The organism is Streptomyces sp. SAS_272, assembly GCF_052543235.1.
The window spans coordinates 38,391-58,120 of sequence record NZ_JBMNDR010000017.1 but is presented as its reverse complement, the minus strand read 5'-3'; the positions used below and the strand labels follow the sequence as shown (position 1 = coordinate 58,120).

The 19,730-nt window shown below is 71.6% G+C and carries 17 protein-coding genes; 8 read left to right on the top strand and 9 right to left on the bottom strand.

The genetic code is table 11. The annotated features are described in order from the left end of the window. Nucleotides 1-88: 88 nt before the first annotated feature. The 4 genes from ACN6LD_RS13190 to ACN6LD_RS13175 form a co-directional block, all read right to left on the bottom strand. Entirely contained in the window at nt 89-346 is a 258-nt protein-coding gene (locus tag ACN6LD_RS13190; protein ID WP_057582613.1) for a type B 50S ribosomal protein L31, read from the bottom strand. Between the two features lie 72 nt (nt 347-418). Continuing rightward, a complete protein-coding gene (locus ACN6LD_RS13185) occupies nt 419-889 on the bottom strand; it encodes a DUF5709 domain-containing protein (RefSeq protein WP_057582612.1) in 471 nt (156 codons plus the stop codon). 393 nt (nt 890-1,282) lie between these two features. Then, the gene (locus ACN6LD_RS13180; protein WP_445043241.1) at nt 1,283-3,064 is read right to left on the bottom strand and encodes an ABC transporter ATP-binding protein; all 1,782 of its coding nucleotides are present in this window, start codon (nt 3,062-3,064) and stop codon (nt 1,283-1,285) included. Continuing rightward, nucleotides 3,061-4,935 carry an ABC transporter transmembrane domain-containing protein gene (locus tag ACN6LD_RS13175; RefSeq protein ID WP_445043240.1) on the bottom strand — a complete coding sequence of 625 codons (1,875 nt, stop codon included), beginning with the start codon at nt 4,933-4,935 and terminating at the stop codon, nt 3,061-3,063. Before ACN6LD_RS13175 ends, ACN6LD_RS13180 begins: the two co-directional genes overlap by 4 nt. 246 nt (nt 4,936-5,181) lie before the next feature. On the opposite strand from ACN6LD_RS13175, the gene ACN6LD_RS13170 reads away from it, so the two are divergent. Together ACN6LD_RS13170 and ACN6LD_RS13165 are read left to right on the top strand one after the other, a co-directional pair. After that, nucleotides 5,182-5,928 (top strand): L,D-transpeptidase family protein, encoded by a 747-nt coding sequence (locus ACN6LD_RS13170; RefSeq protein WP_319196497.1) that lies wholly within the window; start codon nt 5,182-5,184, stop codon nt 5,926-5,928. Between the two features lie 267 nt (nt 5,929-6,195). Next, a complete protein-coding gene (locus ACN6LD_RS13165) occupies nt 6,196-7,674 on the top strand; it encodes a cation:dicarboxylate symporter family transporter (protein ID WP_445043239.1) in 1,479 nt (492 codons plus the stop codon). Nucleotides 7,675-7,753: 79 nt separating this feature from the next. Here the strand turns inward: ACN6LD_RS13165 and ACN6LD_RS13160 are convergent, their stop codons facing one another. Further along, entirely contained in the window at nt 7,754-8,248 is a 495-nt protein-coding gene (locus ACN6LD_RS13160) for a MarR family winged helix-turn-helix transcriptional regulator (RefSeq protein ID WP_445043238.1), read from the bottom strand. A gap of 93 nt (nt 8,249-8,341) precedes the next feature. Between ACN6LD_RS13160 and ACN6LD_RS13155 the strand changes: the two genes are divergently transcribed. Both ACN6LD_RS13155 and mltG read left to right on the top strand, forming a co-directional pair. Then, a complete protein-coding gene (locus ACN6LD_RS13155; protein WP_319196491.1) occupies nt 8,342-10,144 on the top strand; it encodes an ABC transporter ATP-binding protein in 1,803 nt (600 codons plus the stop codon). Nucleotides 10,145-10,197: 53 nt separating this feature from the next. Beyond that, nucleotides 10,198-11,091, top strand: coding sequence for an endolytic transglycosylase MltG (gene mltG, locus ACN6LD_RS13150; RefSeq protein WP_319196489.1), 894 nt, complete (start codon nt 10,198-10,200; stop codon nt 11,089-11,091). Between the two features lie 50 nt (nt 11,092-11,141). Here mltG and ACN6LD_RS13145 read toward each other — a convergent pair whose 3' ends face one another. Continuing rightward, nucleotides 11,142-12,218, bottom strand: coding sequence for an NAD(P)-binding domain-containing protein (locus tag ACN6LD_RS13145; protein ID WP_445043237.1), 1,077 nt, complete (start codon nt 12,216-12,218; stop codon nt 11,142-11,144). 97 nt (nt 12,219-12,315) lie between these two features. Here ACN6LD_RS13145 and ACN6LD_RS13140 point away from each other — a divergent pair, with 97 nt between their 5' ends. The 3 genes from ACN6LD_RS13140 (at nt 12,316) to ACN6LD_RS13130 (ending at nt 14,995) form a co-directional block, all read left to right on the top strand. Continuing rightward, the gene (locus tag ACN6LD_RS13140) at nt 12,316-12,741 is read left to right on the top strand and encodes a secondary thiamine-phosphate synthase enzyme YjbQ (RefSeq protein ID WP_445043236.1); all 426 of its coding nucleotides are present in this window, start codon (nt 12,316-12,318) and stop codon (nt 12,739-12,741) included. Between the two features lie 401 nt (nt 12,742-13,142). Then, nucleotides 13,143-13,346 (top strand): cold-shock protein, encoded by a 204-nt coding sequence (locus ACN6LD_RS13135; RefSeq protein WP_020125862.1) that lies wholly within the window; start codon nt 13,143-13,145, stop codon nt 13,344-13,346. A 146-nt stretch (nt 13,347-13,492) separates the two neighbouring features. After that, nucleotides 13,493-14,995, top strand: coding sequence for a DEAD/DEAH box helicase (locus ACN6LD_RS13130; protein WP_319196484.1), 1,503 nt, complete (start codon nt 13,493-13,495; stop codon nt 14,993-14,995). Between the two features lie 167 nt (nt 14,996-15,162). Here the strand turns inward: ACN6LD_RS13130 and ACN6LD_RS13125 are convergent, their stop codons facing one another. After that, nucleotides 15,163-15,378: a DUF4177 domain-containing protein gene (locus ACN6LD_RS13125; RefSeq protein ID WP_057582602.1), complete on the bottom strand. Its 216-nt coding sequence runs from the start codon at nt 15,376-15,378 to the stop codon at nt 15,163-15,165. A gap of 326 nt (nt 15,379-15,704) precedes the next feature. Here ACN6LD_RS13125 and ACN6LD_RS13120 point away from each other — a divergent pair, with 326 nt between their 5' ends. After that, nucleotides 15,705-17,444 carry a hypothetical protein gene (locus ACN6LD_RS13120; protein ID WP_445043268.1) on the top strand — a complete coding sequence of 580 codons (1,740 nt, stop codon included), beginning with the start codon at nt 15,705-15,707 and terminating at the stop codon, nt 17,442-17,444. A 248-nt stretch (nt 17,445-17,692) separates the two neighbouring features. Here ACN6LD_RS13120 and ACN6LD_RS13115 read toward each other — a convergent pair whose 3' ends face one another. Beyond that, complete coding sequence (locus ACN6LD_RS13115) at nt 17,693-18,334, bottom strand: cutinase family protein (protein WP_445043235.1); 642 nt, start codon at nt 18,332-18,334, stop codon at nt 17,693-17,695. Nucleotides 18,335-18,445: 111 nt separating this feature from the next. Next, a complete protein-coding gene (locus ACN6LD_RS13110; RefSeq protein ID WP_319194961.1) occupies nt 18,446-19,687 on the bottom strand; it encodes a PucR family transcriptional regulator in 1,242 nt (413 codons plus the stop codon). Nucleotides 19,688-19,730: the final 43 nt, after the last annotated feature.

Sequence of the window (19,730 nt, the reverse complement as noted above, 5' to 3'; positions counted from 1 at the left end):
CAGCCCCCCTCAACTACATCTGACCCGCAGCTCCGCCGGGACGGCCGGCCGCGGCACCGGCTGTGGAGCCGGTGCCGGCCGCGTCCGCTCAGGTCATCTCCCCGCCGTCGCCGTAGCGGCGCTCGAAGCGGGCGACGCGACCCTCGGTGTCCACGGTGCGCGACTTGCCGGTGTAGAAGGGGTGGCTCTCCGAGGAGATCTCCACGTCGACCACCGGGTAGGTCTCGCCGTCGTCCCACTCGATCGTCTGCTCGCTGGTCGCGGTGGACCGGGTAAGGAAGGCGTAGCCGGCGGTGCGGTCACGGAAGACGACCGGGTGGTAGTCGGGCTGCTGGTCCTGCTGCATGAGTGCTCCTCGTGCGGTGGCGATGGCGGTCGTGGCGACCCGCCGGGAACGGCCGGGCCGGCCGGGCGGGGGTCAACCGGACAGCGCGTCCTCGTCGACGATGTGCATCGCGGCCTCCTCCGCCGACGCGGCCGCCCCGTCGATGCCCACGTCCGTGGCGACCAGCGCGCTCTCCTCGTCCTCGTGGGCTCCTTCGTCGGGCGCCACGAGCCGGCCGGAGCGTGCGGCTCCGACCTCGTTGTCGAGGAGTTCCCCGTCGGTGCCGTCGCAGTCCCCCAGACCGTCCCCGTCGGGTACGCCGAGGTCGGGGCGCTCCTCCGCGAGCCGCTGGTCCAGAGTCTCGCCCCGGCGGCGCTCCGCGGCGGTCACCCCGTCGTGCTCCACAGCCCAGGGGCGGTCCGGTGGGGACCAGCCGCGGTCGAGCGGGTCGTCGACACCGTCGTCTTCCAGGGTGTCCTCCGCGTCGAGCAGCCCCGCGTCGTCCTGGATGTCGGAGGAGTCGGGCTGGTAGACATCGTCTCCCCATCCGTCGGCGCTGGTCACGGCTACCTCCAGGGGGTGACGGGCCCGTTCTCACCGCGGTCGGCGACGGGCTGCCGCCGCACGGGGCACCGGCCGGTCTCGTCGTGTCTTTCCGGATGGATCCCGACGGTCGCCCGCGCGGGTGCCGGTATCCAGCGTTCCACCCCTGATCGGTTCCCCGCAACGCCAGAGCGCTCGCCGCGCCACCGTTCCCGTGGCGACACGGCGGGCGCGCCGGGCCCGCGATCAGCGAGTGCTCGCGCGAAGCCCGGCGCCTTCGATGAGGGCGCAACCGCTGCCTGCGCCCGCCGCGCCGCGGGTACCACGGGCGCCCGCCGGTCCCCGTACCGCGGCGGCAGTGGTCACCCGGGCGGGACGCGTTTCGCCCTCACCCGTGCGCTCTCCCGTATGCCCTCACCCGTGCCACGAACGCCACAGGGCCGCGTAGGCCCCGTCCGCCGCGACGAGCTCCGTATGGCTGCCGAGCTCGCTGATCCGGCCGTTCTCGACGACGGCGATGACGTCGGCGTCGTGCGCGGTGTGCAGACGGTGGGCGATGGCGACCACCGTGCGGCCCTCCAGGACGCGGGCCAGGGACCGCTCGAGGTGGCGTGCGGCGCGGGGGTCGAGCAGCGAGGTCGCCTCGTCCAGGACCAGCGTGTGCGGGTCCGCCAGCACCAGCCGGGCCAGCGCGATCTGCTGGGCCTGCGCCGGTGTGAGCAGGACGCCGCCGGAGCCGACCTCGGTGTCGAGACCGTCGTCCAGGGCCCGCGCCCAGCCGTCCGCGTCGACGGCGCCCAGGGCCGTCCACAGTTCGGCGTCCTCGGCGCCGGTGCGGGCGAGCCGGAGGTTGTCGCGCAGGGAGCCGACGAAGACGTGGTGCTCCTGGTTCACGAGCGCCACATGCGAGCGGACGCGTTCGGCGGTCATCTGCGACAGCTCGGCGCCCCCCAGCGTGATCCGGCCGTCGCGGGGCGCGTAGATCCCGGCGAGCAGCCGGCCCAGGGTGGACTTGCCCGCGCCGGACGGGCCGACCAGGGCCAGCCGGGTGCCGGGGGACACCTCGAGGGACACCTTGCGCAGCACGTCGACGCCCTCCCGGTAGCCGAAGTGGACCTGGTGGGCGAGCACGTCGCGCCCGTCCGGCGTCACCTCGGTGTCCCCGGCGTCCGGCTCGATGTCGCGGACGCCGACGAGGCGCGCCAGCGACACCTGGGCCACCTGGAGCTCGTCGTACCAGCGCAGGATGAGGTTCACGGGGTCGACGAGCATCTGCGCGAGCAGCGCGCCTGTCGTCAACTGACCGACATCGATCCAGCCCTGCAGCACGAACGCCCCGCCGAGCATGAGCACCGAGCCGAGCACGGTGACGTGCACCATGTTGATCACCGGGAAGAGCACGGACCGCAGCCACAGCGTGTAGCGCTCCCAGGCGGTCCACTGTTGGATGCGCTGCTCCGAGAGAGCGATGCGGCGCTCGCCGAGACGGTGCGCCTCGACGGTGCGGCCCGCGTCCACGGTCTCGGCGAGGGCGGCGGCCACCGACGCGTACCCGGCGGCCTCGGAGCGGTAGCCCGCCGGCGCCCGCTTGAAGTACCAGCGGCATCCGGCGACCAGCAGCGGCACCGCGATCAGCACCGCCGGCGCCAGCGGCGGCGAGGTGACCACGAGCCCGCCGAGCAGCAGCAAGGCCCACATCACGCCGATCGTCAGCTGGGGCACGGCCTCCCGCATCGCGTTGGCCAGCCGGTCGATGTCCGTGGTGATGCGGGACAGCAGGTCGCCCGTCCCGGCCCGCTCCAGCACGCCGGGCGGCAGCCGGACCGACCGGACGAGGAAGTCCTCGCGCAGGTCGGCCAGCATCCGTTCGCCGAGCATCGCGCCGCGCAGCCGTACCTGCCGTACGAAGGCGGCCTGGACGGCCAGGGCGAGCACGAACAGCGTTGCGGTGAGCCCGAGGTGCAGTTCTCGTGCTCCGTCCGACAGTCGCTCCACGGTGTCGCCGAGCAGCCAGGGGCCGACCATGGAGGCGACCGTGGCGACCGTGTTGACGAGCAGGAGGAGCAGGAAGGCGCGCCGGTGCCGGCGCAGGAGTTCGGCCACGTAGGCGCGTACGGTCGCGCGGGCCCCGACGGGCAGGGTGTTCGCCGTCGTCGGTGCTGCCGGGTCGTAGGCGGGCGGCGCCACGCCGATCATGCCGTCTCCTCGATCTCTTCGAGCTCGTCGCATGCGAGCTCGTCGGCTTCCAGGTCCTTCAACACATCGCTCAGGGCGGCCTTCTCCGTGTTCGGAGCTCCGCCTGCCACGGAGACGGGGCCCGGTTCCCCGGCCGCCTCCTCGTCGGTCTCCCGGGTCACCACGGCCCGGTACCGGGGCTCGGAGAGCAGCAGTTCGCGGTGCGCACCGATCGCGACGGCCTCGCCCTCGTGCACGAGAACGACCCGGTCGGCCCGGTCCAGCAGCAGCGGAGAAGAGGTGAATACGACGGTCGTGCGGCCCTCCCGCAGGTCGCGCATGCTCTCGGCGATCCGGGCCTCGGTGTGCGAGTCGACGGCGGAGGTCGGCTCGTCGAGGACGAGGACCTCGGGGTCCGTGTACAACGAGCGGGCCAGCGCGAGGCGTTGGCGCTGCCCGCCGGACAGCGACCGGCCGCGTTCGGTGATGCGGGCGTCCATCGGGTCGTCGGCGTCGAACGAGCCCTGGACGAGCGCCTCGAGGACGTCGCCGCACTGGGCGGCGGCCAGTGCGGCCTGCGTGTCGACCGCGCCGGAGGCGGGCACGTCGAGCAGGTTGCGCAGCGAACCGGAGAGCAGCACGGGGTCCTTGTCCTGGACGAGGACTGCGCAACGCGCGGAGCCCAACGGCAGTTCGTCCAGCGGGACACCGCCGAGCAGGACCGACGGGCCGTCCTGCGGGGGGTGTCCGCCGAGGCGTTCCGCCAGTCGTCCGGCCGCGTCCGGGTCGCCGCACACCACGGCGGTCAGCTGTGAGGCCGGGGCGAGGAGACCGGTGGCCGGGTCGTACAGATCACCAGTAGGTGCCTCGTCCGGCCGCGAACCGTCGATGTCCTTGGCCCGCTCCAGGGACAGCACGCCCGCGGCCCGGGTCGCCGACGGACGGGAGAACGAGTAGGCCATCGCGATCTCCTCGAAGTGCCTGAGCGGGTAGGCCAGGACCATCACGGAGCTGTAGACGGTGACGAGTTCGCCGACGGAGATGCGGCCCTCGCGGGCCAGGTGGACGCCGTAGCAGACGACCGCGATCAGCAGCAGGCCCGGCATCAGCACCTGGATGGCGCTGATCAGCGACCACATGCGAGCGCTGCGCACAGCCGCGTGCCGGACCTCCTGCGAGGCGCTGCGGTAGCGGTCGAGGAACAGTTCCTCGCCGCCGATGCCACGCAGCACCCGCAGGCCGGCGACGGTGTCCGAGGCGAGTTCGGTGGCCCGTCCGGCCTTCTCGCGCTGGAAGTCCGCCCGTTGCGTCGCCCTGGGCAGCAGGGGCAGGGCCGCCAGGGCCAGAGCGGGCAGGCCCACGGCGACCACGATGCCGAGCGCCGGCTGGTAGACGACCAGGGCGACGCAGACCAGAAGCACCGTGATCGCCGCCGCGGTGAAGCGGGACACGGCCTCCACGAACCAGCCGATCTTCTCGACGTCGCCCGTGGAGACCGCCACGACCTCGCCGGCCGCGACGCGCCGGGTCAGCGCGGAGCCGAGGTGGGAGGCCTTGTGGGCGAGCAGCTGCTGGACCCGTGCGGCGGCGGTGATCCAGTTGGTGACGGCGGCGCGGTGCAGGAAGGTGTCGCCGATCGCGGTGGCGGCGCCGCACAGGGCCATCACCCCGCCGGTGAGGGCCAGTCGGGTTCCGGAGCGGTCGACGACGGCCTCGACGGCGAAGCCGACGCAGAACGGCTGCGCGGAGACGGCGACGAAGTGCAGCAGGCCCCAGGCCAGGGCCTTGAGCTGGCCGCCCAGTTGGTTGCGGCCGAGCCACCACAGGAAGCGGGGGCCCGAGCGCACGTCCGGCACACCTGGGTCGGGATACGGAAGGTCTTGGATCTGCATGACGTCCCAGTGGCTCGAGTCAGAGGGGGAAAGGGAGGGAGGGGCGGGGGGAGGGGGGAGGGGGAACCGGAGAAGGCGACGGACGGGTTTGCGGGGAGCGGCAGCAAACCGTGCAAGGTTGACGGCGCGCGGTGGTCAGAATCAACCGGTTTTCCGTGGCGGCGGCAGAATCCGGCAGCCGTCCGATGGAGTCACGATGTCCGTAACCTTCCAGGAAAGTCCGGAAAGTGATGCGAGCATGGCCCGATGCGACATGGCGAAGTGCGGCGCACGGGAACCGTCTCGGCGGTCTGCGCTCTCCTGCTCGCGGCGCTGGCCGCGTGCGGCGATCCGACCGGTGGCGGCCCGACCGGTGGGAACGGGGGCGACGGGAGCGGCGGCGGTGGTGACGTCCCGCCGAAGGTGATCGCCGCATCCCGGATCCCGGGCGTCGGGAGCCGGTTGCGGGGGCGGATTCCCACAGGTACGCGTCAGGTCGTGGCGGTCTACGGCGACGGGAGGGACTCCGCCGACTCCACCGTCGTCCTCTATGCCGAGCATGGCCCGAACTGGGTGCGCGTCCGAAGCTGGCCGGGGCACAACGGCAAGAAGGGGTGGACCCTGCGGCACCGGGCCGGCGACAACCGCAGCCCGGTCGGCGTGTTCACCCTCACCGACGCGGGCGGCGTCCTGGCCGACCCGGGGAGCGGACTCCCGTACACGCGTTCCGCAGCTTTCGCGGCGCCGCGCTGGTGGGCGCGTTCGCACTGGCACGACTTCGACTACGTCATCGCCATCGACTACAACCGCGTCAAGGGTGCCCCGCCGAACGATCCGAAGCGGCCCGAGGGTGAGGAGAAGGGCGGCGGCATCTGGCTGCACATGGACCACGGAAGCGGAACGTCGGCCTGCGTCAGCCTGTCCAGGGCCGCCATGGAGTACCTGTTGCGCACGCTCGACCCGGACCGGCGTCCCGTGGTGGTCATGGGGGACAGGGCCGCGTTGGAGGCGTAGCGCCCCTGAGGGCGGGCTGCCGTAGGGCTCCACGAGCTGCCACGACATTCGAACGGCGGCGCGGCAGGGGGTGTTGACGGGGATCGCCGGGGCTCCTGAACGCCGGGCATGCGATGCGTCACGGGCGACCAGATTTACAGATCGGCAACACGGTGGTCTTGTGCGCTGCCGGCATGGCCTCCAGAGTAATCGCTACGGAATCCGCTTTCCGTATCGCAGAAGTCTCCGTCCCCGCTTCTGTGTGCCGTCGCGCCCTTAGGAGTGCCCGTGCCGCCGCCCGTCCCGTCCCCGTCGCGACGCGTCGCACGCATACTGCGTACCTCTCTCTTCGCGCAGGTCGCCTGCGCACTCGTGCTCGGCGTCGTCGTCGGAAAACTCTGGCCCGGTGTGGCCACGGACCTGCAGCCGCTCGGCGACGGTTTCACGCGGCTGATCAAGACGATCATCTCGCCCCTGGTGTTCTGCGTGGTCGTCGTCGGCATCGCCAAAGCCGGTGACCTGAAGGCGTTCGGCCGTATCGGGCTCAAGGCCCTGATCTGGTTCGAGGTCGCGAGCACGCTCGCGCTGCTGATCGGGCTGCTGGCCGCCAACGTCGTCCGGCCGGGCTCGGGGATGAACGTCGACCCGGCGACACTCGACGCCTCGGCGGTGGACGCCAAGACGGGCGGCGGCTCGCTGCCGACGACCACCGAGTTCATCGTGCACTCGCTGCCCACCAGCTTCGTCGGCGCCTTCGCGGAGAACTCCCTGCTCCAAGTGCTCGTCCTGGCCTGTCTGGTGGGCGCCGCGCTGCTCCACCTCGGCCACACCAAGGTGCCCAAGGTGCTGCCGGCCATCGAGCAGGCGCAGGAGATCATCTTCGCGATCGTCGGCTTCGTCATGCGGCTCGCGCCGATCGCCGTGTTCGGCGCGATGGCCGTCCTGATCGGCAACTACGGCCTCGGTGTGATCGAGACCTACGGCAAGCTGATCATCCTGTGCTACGCGGCCGCGGCGCTGTTCGTGACGCTGCTGGCGGTCGCCCTGCGCCTGGTCACGGGGCTGAGCCTGTGGAAGTTCCTGCGCTACATCCGCGAGGAGCTGCTGCTCGCGCTCGGCACGGCCTCCACCGAGTCCGTCATGCCGCGCGTGATGCAGAAGCTGCGTAAGGCGGGCGCCCGCGAGGACGCCGTGGGCCTGGTACTGCCGACGGGGTACTCCTTCAACCTCGACGGCGCGTCGCTGTACCTGTCCATCGGCACGCTGTTCATCGCGCAGGCCGTCGGCGTGGACCTCAGTCTGAGCCAGCAGATCACCGTGATCCTGGTCCTGATGCTCACCAGCAAGGGCATGGCCGGCATCCCGGGGTCGGCCTTCCTCGCCCTGTCCGCGACCGCCTCCTCGCTGGGGGCCATCCCCGCCGGCGCCGTGGCCCTGCTGCTGGGGGTCGACCGCATCATGGACTCGATGCGTGTCGTGACCAACCTCCTCGGCAACTGTGTGGCGGTCTTCGCCGTCTCCCGTTGGGAGGGCGCGCTCGACGTGGAGCTGGCGAGGAAGGTCCTGGACGGCGAGGTCGTCGCCGAGGCCGAAGAGGAGCCGGCGGATCCGGAGGCGAGTGAGGGCGTCGCGAGCCCGGCAGGCTCGGTGAGCCCGGCGTTGTCGGTGAGTCGGGCGGGTTCCGTGAGTCCGGCGGCGTCCGGCGGCGTCCCGGTCGTGGCCGCTGCGCCGCTGCTCGGCAAGGAGCCCGCCTCCGAGAACAGTTGACGCACGGCGGCTCAGCCACGGGCCGCGGCCGTTCCTCCGAGACTGACGGAGGGACGGCCGCGGCCCGTTCGGGCGTCGTTCAGCAGGTCCGACCCGGGGTTCGCCCCGTATGGGGTGCCCCGTGCCCGGGTTCCGCGGGATCGCCCGCGCCCACCAGAGCGTCCAGCAGTCCGCTCAGGACTTGGCGCTCGAGGTCCGTCAGCGGATCCAGGATCTCCTCCGCGGCGGACCTCTTCGCGCCTTGCAGCTCCCGCAGGGCCGTGCGGCCGTCGTCGGTGAGCTCGATCCTGATGACCCGGCGGTTGGTGGGGTCGGGCGCCCGCCGCACCTTGCCGCTCGCCTCCAGCCCGTCGACCAGTGTCGTGACGGCCCGGGGCACCACCTCCAGTCGCGCGGCGAGGTCGGCCATGCGCGGTGGTGCGTCGCAGTGCGCCAGGGTGCGCAGCAACCGGGACTGGGCCGGGGTGACGCCGAGCCCGCTCTGCTGCAGATGGCGCTTTTGGATGCGGTGCACCCGACGCGTGAGCCGCAGCAGCTGCTCGGCGAGCAGGCCGTCGGAATCGGGGGTGGTCATGAGGGAACAATATCAGGACGCCGTTCATTGTGAGTATAGGTAACAATGAGCTATGCTCCGTCAGTCCTCACCGTCTCACCCTCCGTAGGAGCCATGCCCCGCGACCACATCGACTGGACCCCCTCGCCCGGCGCCGCGCCCGATCAGCCCCGGCAGGTGCGCCGCATCCTCAGACTCTTCAAGCCCTACCGTGCCCGCCTCGCGGTGGTCGGCCTCCTGGTCGCCGCCTCGTCGCTGGTGGCCGTGGCCACCCCGTTCCTGCTGAAGGAGACGCTCGACGTCGCCATCCCCGAGGGGCGCACCGGTCTGCTGAGCCTGCTCGCCCTCGGCATGATCTTCAGCGCCCTCCTCAGCGGAGTCTTCGGCGTCCTGCAGACGCTGATCTCCACGACGGTGGGTCAGCGCGTCATGCACGACCTGCGCACGGCCGTCTACGGGCGCCTGCAGCGCATGTCCCTCGCCTTCTTCACGCGCACGCGTACCGGCGAGGTGCAGTCCCGCATCGCCAACGACATCGGCGGTATGCAGGCCACCGTCACCTCGACCGCCACGTCCCTGGTCTCCAACTTCACCAGCGTGGTCGCCACGATCATCGCGATGATCGCGCTGGACTGGCGGTTGACGGTCGTCTCGCTGGTCCTGCTGCCCGTCTTCGTGTGGATCAGCCGCCGCGTCGGCAACGAACGCAAGAAGATCACCACCCAGCGTCAGAAGCAGATGGCCGCGATGGCCGCCACGGTCACCGAGTCGCTGTCGGTCAGCGGCATCCTGCTGGGCCGCACCATGGGCCGCGCGGACTCGCTCACCCGGTCCTTCGCGGCGGAGTCGGAGCAGCTCGTCGATCTCGAGGTGCGGTCGAACATGGCCGGCCGCTGGCGCATGGCCGTGATCGGTATCGTCATGTCCGCCATGCCGGCCGTCATCTACTGGTCGGCGGGCGTGACGCTCCAGGTCGGCGGCCCCGACGTGTCGCTGGGCACCGTCGTCGCCTTCGTCTCCCTCCAGCAGGGCCTGTTCCGGCCCGCGGTCAGCCTGCTGTCGACCGGCGTGCAGATCCAGACCTCCCTGGCGCTCTTCCAGCGCATCTTCGAGTACCTCGACCTGCCCGTGGACATCACCGAGCGCGAGGAGCCGGTCCACCTCGACCACGTCAAGGGCGAGATCCGCTTCGAGAACGTCACTTTCCGGTACGAGGGCAAGGGCGAGCCCGTCCTCGACGGCGTCGACGTCACCGTCCCGGCCGGCGGAAGCCTCGCCGTCGTCGGTCCGACGGGCGCCGGCAAGTCCACGCTCGGCTATCTGGTGCCGCGTCTGTACGACGTGACCGGAGGCCGGGTAACCCTCGACGGCGTCGACGTGCGCGACCTCGACTTCGACACGCTCGCCCGCGCGGTCGGCGTCGTCTCGCAGGAGACGTACCTCTTCCACGCGACGGTCGGCGACAACCTGCGCTTCGCCAAGCCGGACGCCACCGACGAGGAGCTGTACGCGGCGGCGCGAGCGGCGCAGATCCACGACCACATCGCGGCACTGCCCGACGGGTACGACACGGTCGTCGGCGAACGCGGTCACCGGTTCTCCGGAGGCGAGAAGCAGCGCCTGGCGATCGCCCGCACGATTCTGCGCGATCCGCCGGTGCTGATCCTGGACGAGGCGACCAGCGCTCTGGACACCCGCACGGAGCACGCGGTCCAGAAGGCCATCGACGCGCTCTCGGCCAACCGCACCACGCTCACCATCGCCCACCGCCTGTCCACCGTTCGGGGCGCCGACCAGATCGTCGTCCTCGACTCCGGTCAGGTGGCCGAACGGGGCACGCACGAGGAGCTGTCGGCGCTGGACGGCCGGTACGCGGCCCTGCTGCGCCGAGACACCCGACTGGAGCCGACAAGATGAAAATATGCCCGGTTATGCGAAGTTTGTGACGCTATCGGGGTTACCGTGCCCGCATGCAGATGAACACTCCGCCACGGAGCACGATTCGACTGACGCGCCGGGGCCGTCTCGTCCTCATCGCGACCGGAGCCGTCGTGGCCGGCGCCGCCGTGGCGGTGCCGCTGCTGAGCGTCGAGACGCCGCAGGAGAAGGCGGCCAAGGCGCCGCCGACCCTGGTGATCCCCGAGGGCTGGCGGGCGAGCCAGGTCTACGAGGCCGTGGACAAGGCGCTCGCCCTGCCCCCCGGCACCACCGGCAGGGCGCTGCCGGGGGCCGGTCTGAAGCTGCCGAACGACGCCGCGGGCAACCCCGAGGGCTACCTCTTCCCGGCGACCTATCCGCTGGACGGGAAGTCGACGCCGCGGACGCTGCTCACGTACATGGTCGACACCGCGAACAAGAGGTTCAACGGAGCGCCCGTCGCGGCCGGCGCCCAGCGCAACGCGCTGAACGTCTATCAGGCGGTCACCGTCGCGAGCCTCGTCCAGGCCGAGGCCGCCACCAAGGCGGACATGGGCAAGGTGGCGCGGGTCGTGTACAACCGCCTCGAGCGCGGGATGCCGTTGCAGATGGACTCGACGATCAACTACGCGCTGAACCGTTCCACCCTGAAGACGACCGAGAGCGACACCCGCATCGAGAGCCCCTACAACTCCTACCAGCGCATGGGTCTGCCGCCCACTCCGATCGACAACCCCGGCGAGGAGGCGATGCGTGCCGCCGTCAGCCCGACCCCGGGTGACTGGTTGTACTTCGTCACGGTCAGGCCCGGCGACACGCGCTTCACGTCCAGCTTCGCGGAGCACCAGCGCAACGTCGCCGAGTTCAACCGCCTGCAGAGCCCTCGGGCGACTCCGCAGACGAGCCCTGCGAAGACCCCGAGCAGCACTTCGGCGGCTGCGGGATGAGGGACGAGGGATGAGCTGACCGGAGCCGCTGCCGGGCGCCCGGCGGGCCGTCAGGCGGCGACCGGCTCGCGCGCCAGCAGCCGCCGGACGTCCCGTACGGCGGCGCGTCCGGCCCGGTTGGCGCCGATGGTGCTGGCCGACGGTCCGTAGCCGACGAGGTGGACGCGTGGATCGGCGACCGCGCGCGTGCCCTCGACACGGATCCCGCCGCCCGGCTCCCGCAGCCGCAACGGCGCGAGATGGTCGACCGCCGCCCGGAAGCCGGTCGCCCACAGGATCACGTCGGCGGCGACCCGCCGGCCGTCGTCCCACTCCACGCCGTCCGGGGTGATCCGGTCGAAGATGGGCAGCCGGTCCAGCACCCCGTCGGCCAGCCCCTGCCGGATCGCGTCGTTCAGCGGCAGCCCGGTCACCGAGACCACACTCTTCGGGGGCAGCCCCTGCCGCACCCGCTCCTCCACGAGCGCGACGGCGGCACGGCCCGCGCCCTCGTCGAACGGTCCCTCGCGGAAGACCGGAGGCCGGCGTGTCACCCACGTGGTGGCGGCCGCGTACGGTGCGATCTCCAACAGGTGCTGCGTGCCGGACGCGCCGCCGCCCACCACGACGACCCGCTGTCCGGCGAACGCCTCGGGACCCGGGTACCGAGCGGTGTGGAGCTGCCGTCCGCGGAAGGTCTCCTGAGCCGGATAGCGCGGCCAGAACGGCCGGTCCCAGGTGCCGGTAGCGTTGATCAGCGCCCGCGTGGACCAGGTGCCGTCGGAGGTCTCGACCAGCAGCCGTCCGTCGACGCCTTCCCGTACGGCCTTCACGTCCACGGGCCGCCGCACACGCAGGTCGAAGCCGCGCTCATAGGCGTCGAAGTACTCGGCTACCACCTCGGAAGACGGCCGGGACGGATCCGCGCCCGTCAGTTCCATGCCCGGCAGTGCGTGCATCCCGTGCACCTTGCCGTAGGTCAGCGACGGCCAGCGGAACTGCCAGGCGCCTCCCGGCGCGGGGGCGTGGTCGAGCACCACGAAGTCGCGCTCCGGCTCGAAACCGCTGCGCCGCAGGTGATAGGCCCCGGCCAGACCGGCCTGACCCGCCCCGATGACGACCACCTCGACCTCACGCACATCGTTCACGCTTCTACCAACGGCGCGGCAGGCGTGGATCTTCCCGGAGCGCCGGCGACCTCCGTCAGGCGCGTGCGCATCCTGCTCATGCGTCAGGATGGAGGGCATGTCAGACGCGTTCACCACCCGAGTCCTCCATGTGTCCTCCGGCTCCCGGGAGAGTGTCGTCGACCTCACCGGAGACTGCGAGGCGTTCCTGCGCGAGGCGGCCGACGGCCGCGACGGCCTCCTGAACGTCTTCGTGCCGCACGCCACGGCCGGCGTCGCGATCATGGAGACGGGCGCCGGCAGCGACGACGACCTGCTGACCGCCCTGCACACGCTCCTGCCGGCCGACGACCGCTGGCAGCACCGGCACGGAAGTCCCGGCCACGGCCGCGACCACGTGCTGCCGGCCCTGGTCCCGCCGCACGCGACCCTGCCGGTCGTGGACGGGAGGCTGGAACTCGGCACCTGGCAGTCCGTGTGCCTGGTGGACACGAACCGCGACCACGCGGACCGCCAGGTGCGTCTGAGCTTCCTCGGGCACTGAGCCGCCCCGGACGGCCTCCCGAGCCGAGGGGCCCCCGGCGCTGATGGGCCGCAGCTCCCATGGGGGCTCGTACGGCCCCTTTGATCCGTGCGGCCCTTGTGATCCGTGCAGCCTCTGCAATTCGTGCGGCCCCTGCGCAGCCCCTGCGGTCAATGGGTCCCTGCGGTCAACGGGGCAGGCGCGGCACGCGCGACGCGCGGTGAAAGGTAGTGCGTTTGTACAGGCCGTGGTAGTCTGGACCTAGTTGCAGTTGTGGTTCCCGAATCTTCAAGTGCCTCTACGGCCGTAGCCGTGGGGCGTTTTTTGTATCTCCGGTGCTTATCCGGACGGGGTTCATTTGTGGCAACACAAGAGGTTCACACGGTGTGGGCCTCTGGGCACTGCCCCGAAGGAGATGTGACATGGCTACTGGCACCGTCAAGTGGTTCAACTCGGAAAAGGGCTTCGGCTTCATCGAGCAGGACGGCGGCGGCCCCGACGTTTTCGCCCACTACTCGAACATCGCCACCCAGGGCTTCCGTGAGCTCCAGGAAGGCCAGAAGGTGAACTTCGACGTCACGCAGGGCCAGAAGGGCCCGCAGGCGGAGAACATCACCCCCGCCTGATGCCGAAGCGCGCGCGATAGCTGGGGTCCCACCGTTCGGTGGGGCCCCAGCTTCCTGCTTTCTGCGTTCCGTCTCGGAACGCTGTCATTCTTGTATTCGGCTCGTACTTGCAATTCATCCGGCTCATGCCTGTCGGGAATTCCTCGATGCGTGCCCCTCGAGGAAGGTTCTCCGTGAGCCGTTCAGCTCGCACGAACGACCGTTTCCGGCCGCAGGGCCGGGGTCGCCCCGGCGCCGCTCCGGGCGGCGGACGTCGCCCCGCCGCACCGCAGGGGGAGTTCGCGCCGCCGGACACCATCACCCCGGCCCTTCCCGCCGTCGCGACCTTCGGCGAACTGGACCTGCCCGCCGAACTGCTGAACACGCTCACCGAGCTCGGTGTGCACGAGCCGTTCCCGATCCAGGCCGCCACCTTGCCGAACTCCCTCGCGGGCCGCGACGTCCTCGGCCGTGGGCGGACCGGGTCCGGCAAGACGCTCGCCTTCGGCCTGGCGCTTCTGGTGCGCACGGCGGGACAGCGTGCCGAGGCGCGCAAGCCGCTGGCCCTGATCCTCGTCCCCACACGCGAACTGGCCCAGCAGGTCACCGACGCGCTCACCCCGTACGCCCGGTTGCTGAAGCTGAGGCTCGCCACGGTGGTCGGCGGGATGTCGATCGGCCGGCAGGCCGGTGCGCTGCGCGCCGGGGCCGAGGTCGTCGTCGCGACGCCCGGCCGCCTCGCGGACCTTGTCGAGCGCAAGGACTGCCGTCTGGACCGGGTGAAGATCACCGTCCTCGACGAGGCCGACCAGATGGCCGACATGGGGTTCATGCCCCAGGTCACCGAACTCCTGGACCAGGTGCGCCCCGACGGCCAGCGCCTGCTGTTCTCGGCCACCCTGGACCGCAACATCGACCTCCTGGTCCGTCAGTACCTCCATGACCCGGTCGTGCACTCGGTCGACCCCTCGGCGGGCGCGGTCACCACGATGGAGCACCACGTGCTGCACGTGCACGGCGCCGACAAGTACGCCGCCGCCACCGAGATCGCCGCGCGTGACGGACGTGTGCTGATGTTCCTGGACACCAAGCACGCGGTGGACCAGTTCACCAGGCACCTGCTGGGGAGCGGCGTGAAGGCCGCCGCACTGCACGGCGGCAAGTCCCAGCCCCAGCGCACCCGCACCCTGGCCCAGTTCAAGACCGGTCATGTGACCGTGCTGGTGGCCACCAACGTCGCGGCCCGGGGCATCCACATCGACGACCTCGACCTCGTCGTCAACGTGGACCCGCCCGCCGACCACAAGGACTACCTGCACCGCGGCGGACGTACCGCCCGCGCAGGCGAGTCGGGCAGCGTGGTCACTCTGGTGATGCCCAACCAGCGCCGGGACATGGCCCGCCTCATGTCCGACGCGGGCATCAGGCCGCAGATCACGCAGATCCGTTCCGGCGAGGCCGAGCTGAGCCGCATCACCGGCGCCCAGGCTCCCTCCGGTGTCCCGCTCCCCGGCAGCGGAACCTCCACCGAGCGTCCGAAGCGCGGTGGGGCCCCCTTCCGCGGCATGGGCGCCCGCCCCGGGAGGGTCGGCGGGGACTCCCGCAGGTCCGCCGAGGCGCGGCAGATCGCCGAGGCCCGCAAGGCGGCCCGGATCCGTCGCGGCGCCTAGCCCCTGCACACCCGTGGCGGCCCGGCCCGGCCGCCTTCGGCCCTCTCGCCGACGCGGAAGTCCGGCCGGACCGCTCTTCGCGGAGGCGGGGACCTGCGCGGCCCGCTCCTCGCGGACTCGGAAGTCAGGTCGGCCCGTCGTTCACCCGACGGGCCGGCCCACGGTCGTCAGCGGCGCGGACGCTCCAGGGTGAGGAGCAGGCCCTCGACCGCGCCGGGCCCGATGCGGCCCTTGACGTCGGCGGAGGTGATCGCCTTCAGGGCCCAGCCGTCCTCGGCGTGCTTGTTGAGGACCTTCTCCAGCTTGTCGCTGTCCAGTGCGTCGCCGATCAGCGACTCCCGGAAGGTGACGACCTTGTACTCGAGTGCGTGCGGATTGCTCATGGCGGGGGCCTTCCTGCGGATGGACTGGCTGCCGGAACGGGACCAGCCAATCACCGGTCGGCGTCACCGGCCACGGCGGGGTGCGGCTCCGGTCGAGGCGACCGGGTGACAGGCGGCGACCGGCGACCGCGGGCGGGTGACCGCGGGCCGGTGACTGCGGGCCGGGGCCGGTGACTGCGGGCCGGTGACAAGGCCGCCGTCGGACCCTGCGTTGTTGTGAGCACTCCCCGACAGGGCGCTCTCCGCCGCCCTACGGTCCGCCCATGAAGTCCATGAAGTCCACGACGTTCCTGAAGCCCATGACGTCGATGAAGCGCATGACGTCCATGACGTCGCCGAAGCCCGTGAGGACGCGTCCCGGCAGAGGCAGAACATGGCGCGGTGCCGCACTTGCGGCGCTCCTGACCGCCGGGGCCCTCACCGGAGCCGTCCCGAACGCCCAGGGGGCCGGCACGCGCGTCGAGACGCCAGTGGCGTCGACGCACCCGGCCGACGGCGTGACCGAGTCGACGGTGCGGGTGAAGGCGCCGTTGCCGCCGGCCTTCGGCAGACGTCCGGCGGCCTGCGACTGGCTGTCCTATCTGCGCTACCGCTCCGCGGACGGTCCGGGCGCGTCGGCGGACGCCGACCGGATCCTCGTGGCCCAGCCGGGCATCCTGGAGGGCGCCGGAGCATTCGACAGCGTCGCCCGCGGCACCGTCGCCAAGGCCGCCGCGCAGGGGCGGCACATCGAGTTCTGGGCGCTGGACCGGCGCTCCAACTGTCTGGAGGACCGCACCGGCATCGCCTCCGGCGACCAGCACGCGGCCGTCGACTACTACTACCGCGGCCGGGAGGTCGGCGGCCGGACCTTCGACGGGTTCGCCGGCAACGCCGACCTCGGATGGCTGGCGAAGCTCGGCATCGAGCAGACCGTGCGGGACCAGTACGACCTGCTCGTCGCCGAGTTGCCCGACCGCGGCCTGCGCAGGAGCAAGGTGCTGTGCGGCGGGCACTCGCTCGGCGGCGTGATCACCGGGTACTTCGCCGCCGCGGACTTCGACGGCAACCCCGCGACCACGGCCGACGCCGGACAGAACCAGTGCGCCGGCTACTTCGCCCTGGACACGACGGTCTCCACCTCCCTGGACGACCTGAGCGGCAGCATCCCCGACGACGCCGGTCTGCCGGACGTCGGGCTCGGCTATACGGCGGTGCAGGCGGGACTCGACAGCGGAGTGCTCCCGCGCTCGCTGTCCGCGCCGGTCCTGCTCAACCCGGAGACCATGACCCTGCTCGCCATCGCCGGCCTGGGAACCGTGCACGATCCCGACGCCGAGGCGGACCTGCCCGCCTACCTGCCCTCCGGCCTCAACATCGAGGCCACCAACCGGTTCCTGTTCTCGAAGGACGCCGCGGCCTTCCTCACCGGCTCCCCGGCCGTGAAGGACTTCCGGCTCACCAACGCCGCCGTACTCGGGGCGCTGATGGACGATCAGTCCGTGCCGCTGGCGTTCCTGCAGAGCAGCGTGGGCTTCTTCGACGGCGGTCCGATCGTGGACAAGGACTTCCCCGCCGCCAACGGCAGCGATCAGCCGACGCAGCTGTTCGGCGTCGAGTACAAGGCCATCCCCGCGCGCCCGCACGGGCCGCTGTACACCTGGCGGAACTACGACCGCGTCGGCGACGCCGACGACCCCGGGTACCGGTCGGCCGACGGCACACCGTTCACCGGAGCGGGCAAGGAGGTGACCGACATCCGGGAACTGGCCCGCAGTCTGGCGGAGCAGCCGTTGGACTTCACCGAGCAGTACTTCCCGACCAAGCTGGTCTCCGACATCCAGTTGGCCACCTCACCCCAGGTGAAGAGGCTTGTCGTCCATCCCGGCGGGCTGACGGCCAACCCGACGCTCACGGTGCTCGCGGGCGACGGACTGCTCGCCGGTCGCATCCCGGCCGACCTGCATCCCGTCGTGGCGACCGGCTACCAGCATCTCGACGTGCTGACCGCGGCGCCGGTGCAGAACGACGGCCGTCCCGAGCCGGTGTCCGGCAGCCTCGCCGCGTTCGCCCGCGCTCCGCGGTAGCGGTCGGTCGGCGGGGTTGCAGGTGGCTGACGCCGGCGCCGGTCGGGCCATGGCGTCGGCCGCCGTCCTCCGTACGCACGACGGGTCCGGGCGTCGGCCGCCGTCCTCCGTACGCATGACGGGGTCCGGGCGTCGGCCGCCGTCTCCCGCACGGTCGGCGGGCCCGGACGGCAGTCACCGTCCGTCGCACACGACGGGCCCGGGAGGAGAACCTCCCGGGCCCGTCCGTGCGTCCGCGTTCCGGCGGTTCAGACCCTGCTCGCGGCGAAGGCGGCCGCCGCGCCGGCGTCGGAGGTGTAGCCGAGGTGCGCCAGCACGTCGTCCCCGCCGTTCTCGCAGATGGGGTCGCCGTCGGCGCAGAAGTCGATGGTGCGGCTCTGGTAGACGCCGGTGACGCTCTTGCCGAGCGCCCGGATCGGGTTGCCGAACAGCAGGACGGCGGCGACCTTCGGCTCGACGGTCGCGGGGAGGGTCGCCACGATGGGGCTGCCCACCACCGCGCCGGCGCTGCTGATGCCGAGGGAGTTGTCGACCACGTTGGCGCCCTGCGAATAGCCGACCAGCAGGAAGCGCTGGGCGGGACAGGCCGCGGCCTGTGCTTTGACGTGGTTCACGAGATCGGCGTTTCCCCGCGCGGCGGAGGTGAGGGAAAGGTCGGCGGGATAGTTCACCGCATAGCTGGAGAGCTTCTTTCCTGTCAGTTTCTTCTGCAGGGCCGAATAGACCGGGTCGCCGACGATCAGTCCGAGCGTGCCTGGCTCGAAGGTGCCGCGAGCTGCCACGACGTCGATGTCGGAGCAGGCGGCGGCGGATGCCGAGGGTGTCGAGACGGCGGTCAGTCCGACCCCGCCGACGAGAGAGAGTGCGGCGAGGCAGAGGCGAATACGCATGGGGATCCTTTGAGGGTGCGGCGCGTTGCGCGCCTACGGAAAAGGACAGTCCCGAAGGTATTCGCGTTTCCCGGACGGGTGTTATGGACGGGAATTCAGAAATCCCGCGTTTTATTGTTCCGAAGTTAGTGTCCGGCCTGTGCCGTCGTGCGCCGCCGTGGAGCGCAGGGCGAGGATCAGGTCCAGCCTGGCGCCGGGGTCGTGCAGGGAGTCGCCGAACAGCTTCTCCAGTTGACGCAGCCGGTAGCGGACCGTCTGCGGGTGGATGTGCAGCCGGGCGGCCACGTCGGGCACGTTGCTGCCGGTCAGCAGCCAGGCCAGCAGCGTCTCGGCCAGCCTGGCCCGCTGCCCCTCGGAGACGGCGTCGAGGGGAGCGAGAGCGCGCGCCGCAAGGTGGCCGAGGAGCGGCTCGTCGCTGTGCAGAAGGAGCGTCGACAGATGGTCGGCGCAGCGCACGACACCCTGCCGGGGCAGGACGCCGCGGCCCATCAGCCCCAGCGCCCGCGTCGCCCAGTGCAGCGAGTGCGCGGCCTCGGCGACCGGGACAGTCGGACCGATCGCCGCCGGTCGTCCCCGCAGACCGAGGACGAACGACCGGCCGCCGAACCGGCCCGCGCCCTCCGGGTCCGGGACCAGCACCCGCGGCGGCCGGGACTCCATGTCGACCAGCGCTCCGGGCGCCGCCGGCGGCGGGTCCTGTGCGTACTGGTCGGCGCTCGTCGCGAGCACGACGACCGCGACCTGGGAGGGCATCTGCCAGCGTGCGGCGTGCGCCAGCTCCTGGATGGTCTCGGGGGGCACCGGTCCCTCGCTCAGCAGCTGGTCGAGCAGGCGCCGGCGCCGTCGCTCCAGCTCGTCGGCGCTGCGGGACCTGGCCTCGGCGTATCCGGCGGCGGCCGCCTCCGCGACCTCGTGCACGGTCCTGAACGCCAGTTCGCCGAGGGCGGCCACCGCCGTCGAGTCCAGCCCGACCTCCTCGGCCGTGCGGCTCAGCCGCCGCCAGGCGTGCAGTCCGCCCACGCGCAACGCGGACTGCAGCGTGTCCAGACTGCGTCCCTCGATCGCTTCACCGCGGCCGAGTTCGTAGTACGTCGCGGCGATGGCGGCGTCCTGGCCCCGCGGGTCTGCGATGTGGTCGACGAACAGGGTGAGCGCCTGGACCACGCCGGACCTGATCTGGCGACCTTGGACCCCGGCGGCCGGCCCCGAGTACTCGGGAACCTGTCTGCGGACCTCTTCCTCCACTTCGTCGGCCACGTTCTCGAGATCGGCGCGCAGCAGCTCGGCGAGGTCCGGCGGGACCGGAGCGGTTCGCGGTTCGACGGGTTCGCCGCGCGGAGCGGGGACAGCCACGACGGACGCTCCTTTCACCCGGAGACGGCTCGCCCACGCACCG

Coding starts and splice junctions, on each gene's coding strand:
- ACN6LD_RS13190 (WP_057582613.1), bottom strand. CDS start 346: ATGCAGCAGGACCAGCAGCCCGACTACCACCCGGTCGTCTTCCGTGAC.
- ACN6LD_RS13180 (WP_445043241.1), bottom strand. CDS start 3,064: ATGATCGGCGTGGCGCCGCCCGCCTACGACCCGGCAGCACCGACGACG.
- ACN6LD_RS13175 (WP_445043240.1), bottom strand. CDS start 4,935: ATGCAGATCCAAGACCTTCCGTATCCCGACCCAGGTGTGCCGGACGTG.
- ACN6LD_RS13170 (WP_319196497.1), top strand. CDS start 5,182: ATGCGACATGGCGAAGTGCGGCGCACGGGAACCGTCTCGGCGGTCTGC.
- ACN6LD_RS13160 (WP_445043238.1), bottom strand. CDS start 8,248: ATGACCACCCCCGATTCCGACGGCCTGCTCGCCGAGCAGCTGCTGCGG.
- ACN6LD_RS13155 (WP_319196491.1), top strand. CDS start 8,342: ATGCCCCGCGACCACATCGACTGGACCCCCTCGCCCGGCGCCGCGCCC.
- mltG (WP_319196489.1), top strand. CDS start 10,198: ATGCAGATGAACACTCCGCCACGGAGCACGATTCGACTGACGCGCCGG.
- ACN6LD_RS13140 (WP_445043236.1), top strand. CDS start 12,316: ATGTCAGACGCGTTCACCACCCGAGTCCTCCATGTGTCCTCCGGCTCC.
- ACN6LD_RS13135 (WP_020125862.1), top strand. CDS start 13,143: ATGGCTACTGGCACCGTCAAGTGGTTCAACTCGGAAAAGGGCTTCGGC.
- ACN6LD_RS13130 (WP_319196484.1), top strand. CDS start 13,493: ATGCGTGCCCCTCGAGGAAGGTTCTCCGTGAGCCGTTCAGCTCGCACG.
- ACN6LD_RS13125 (WP_057582602.1), bottom strand. CDS start 15,378: ATGAGCAATCCGCACGCACTCGAGTACAAGGTCGTCACCTTCCGGGAG.
- ACN6LD_RS13120 (WP_445043268.1), top strand. CDS start 15,705: ATGACGTCGCCGAAGCCCGTGAGGACGCGTCCCGGCAGAGGCAGAACA.
- ACN6LD_RS13115 (WP_445043235.1), bottom strand. CDS start 18,334: ATGCGTATTCGCCTCTGCCTCGCCGCACTCTCTCTCGTCGGCGGGGTC.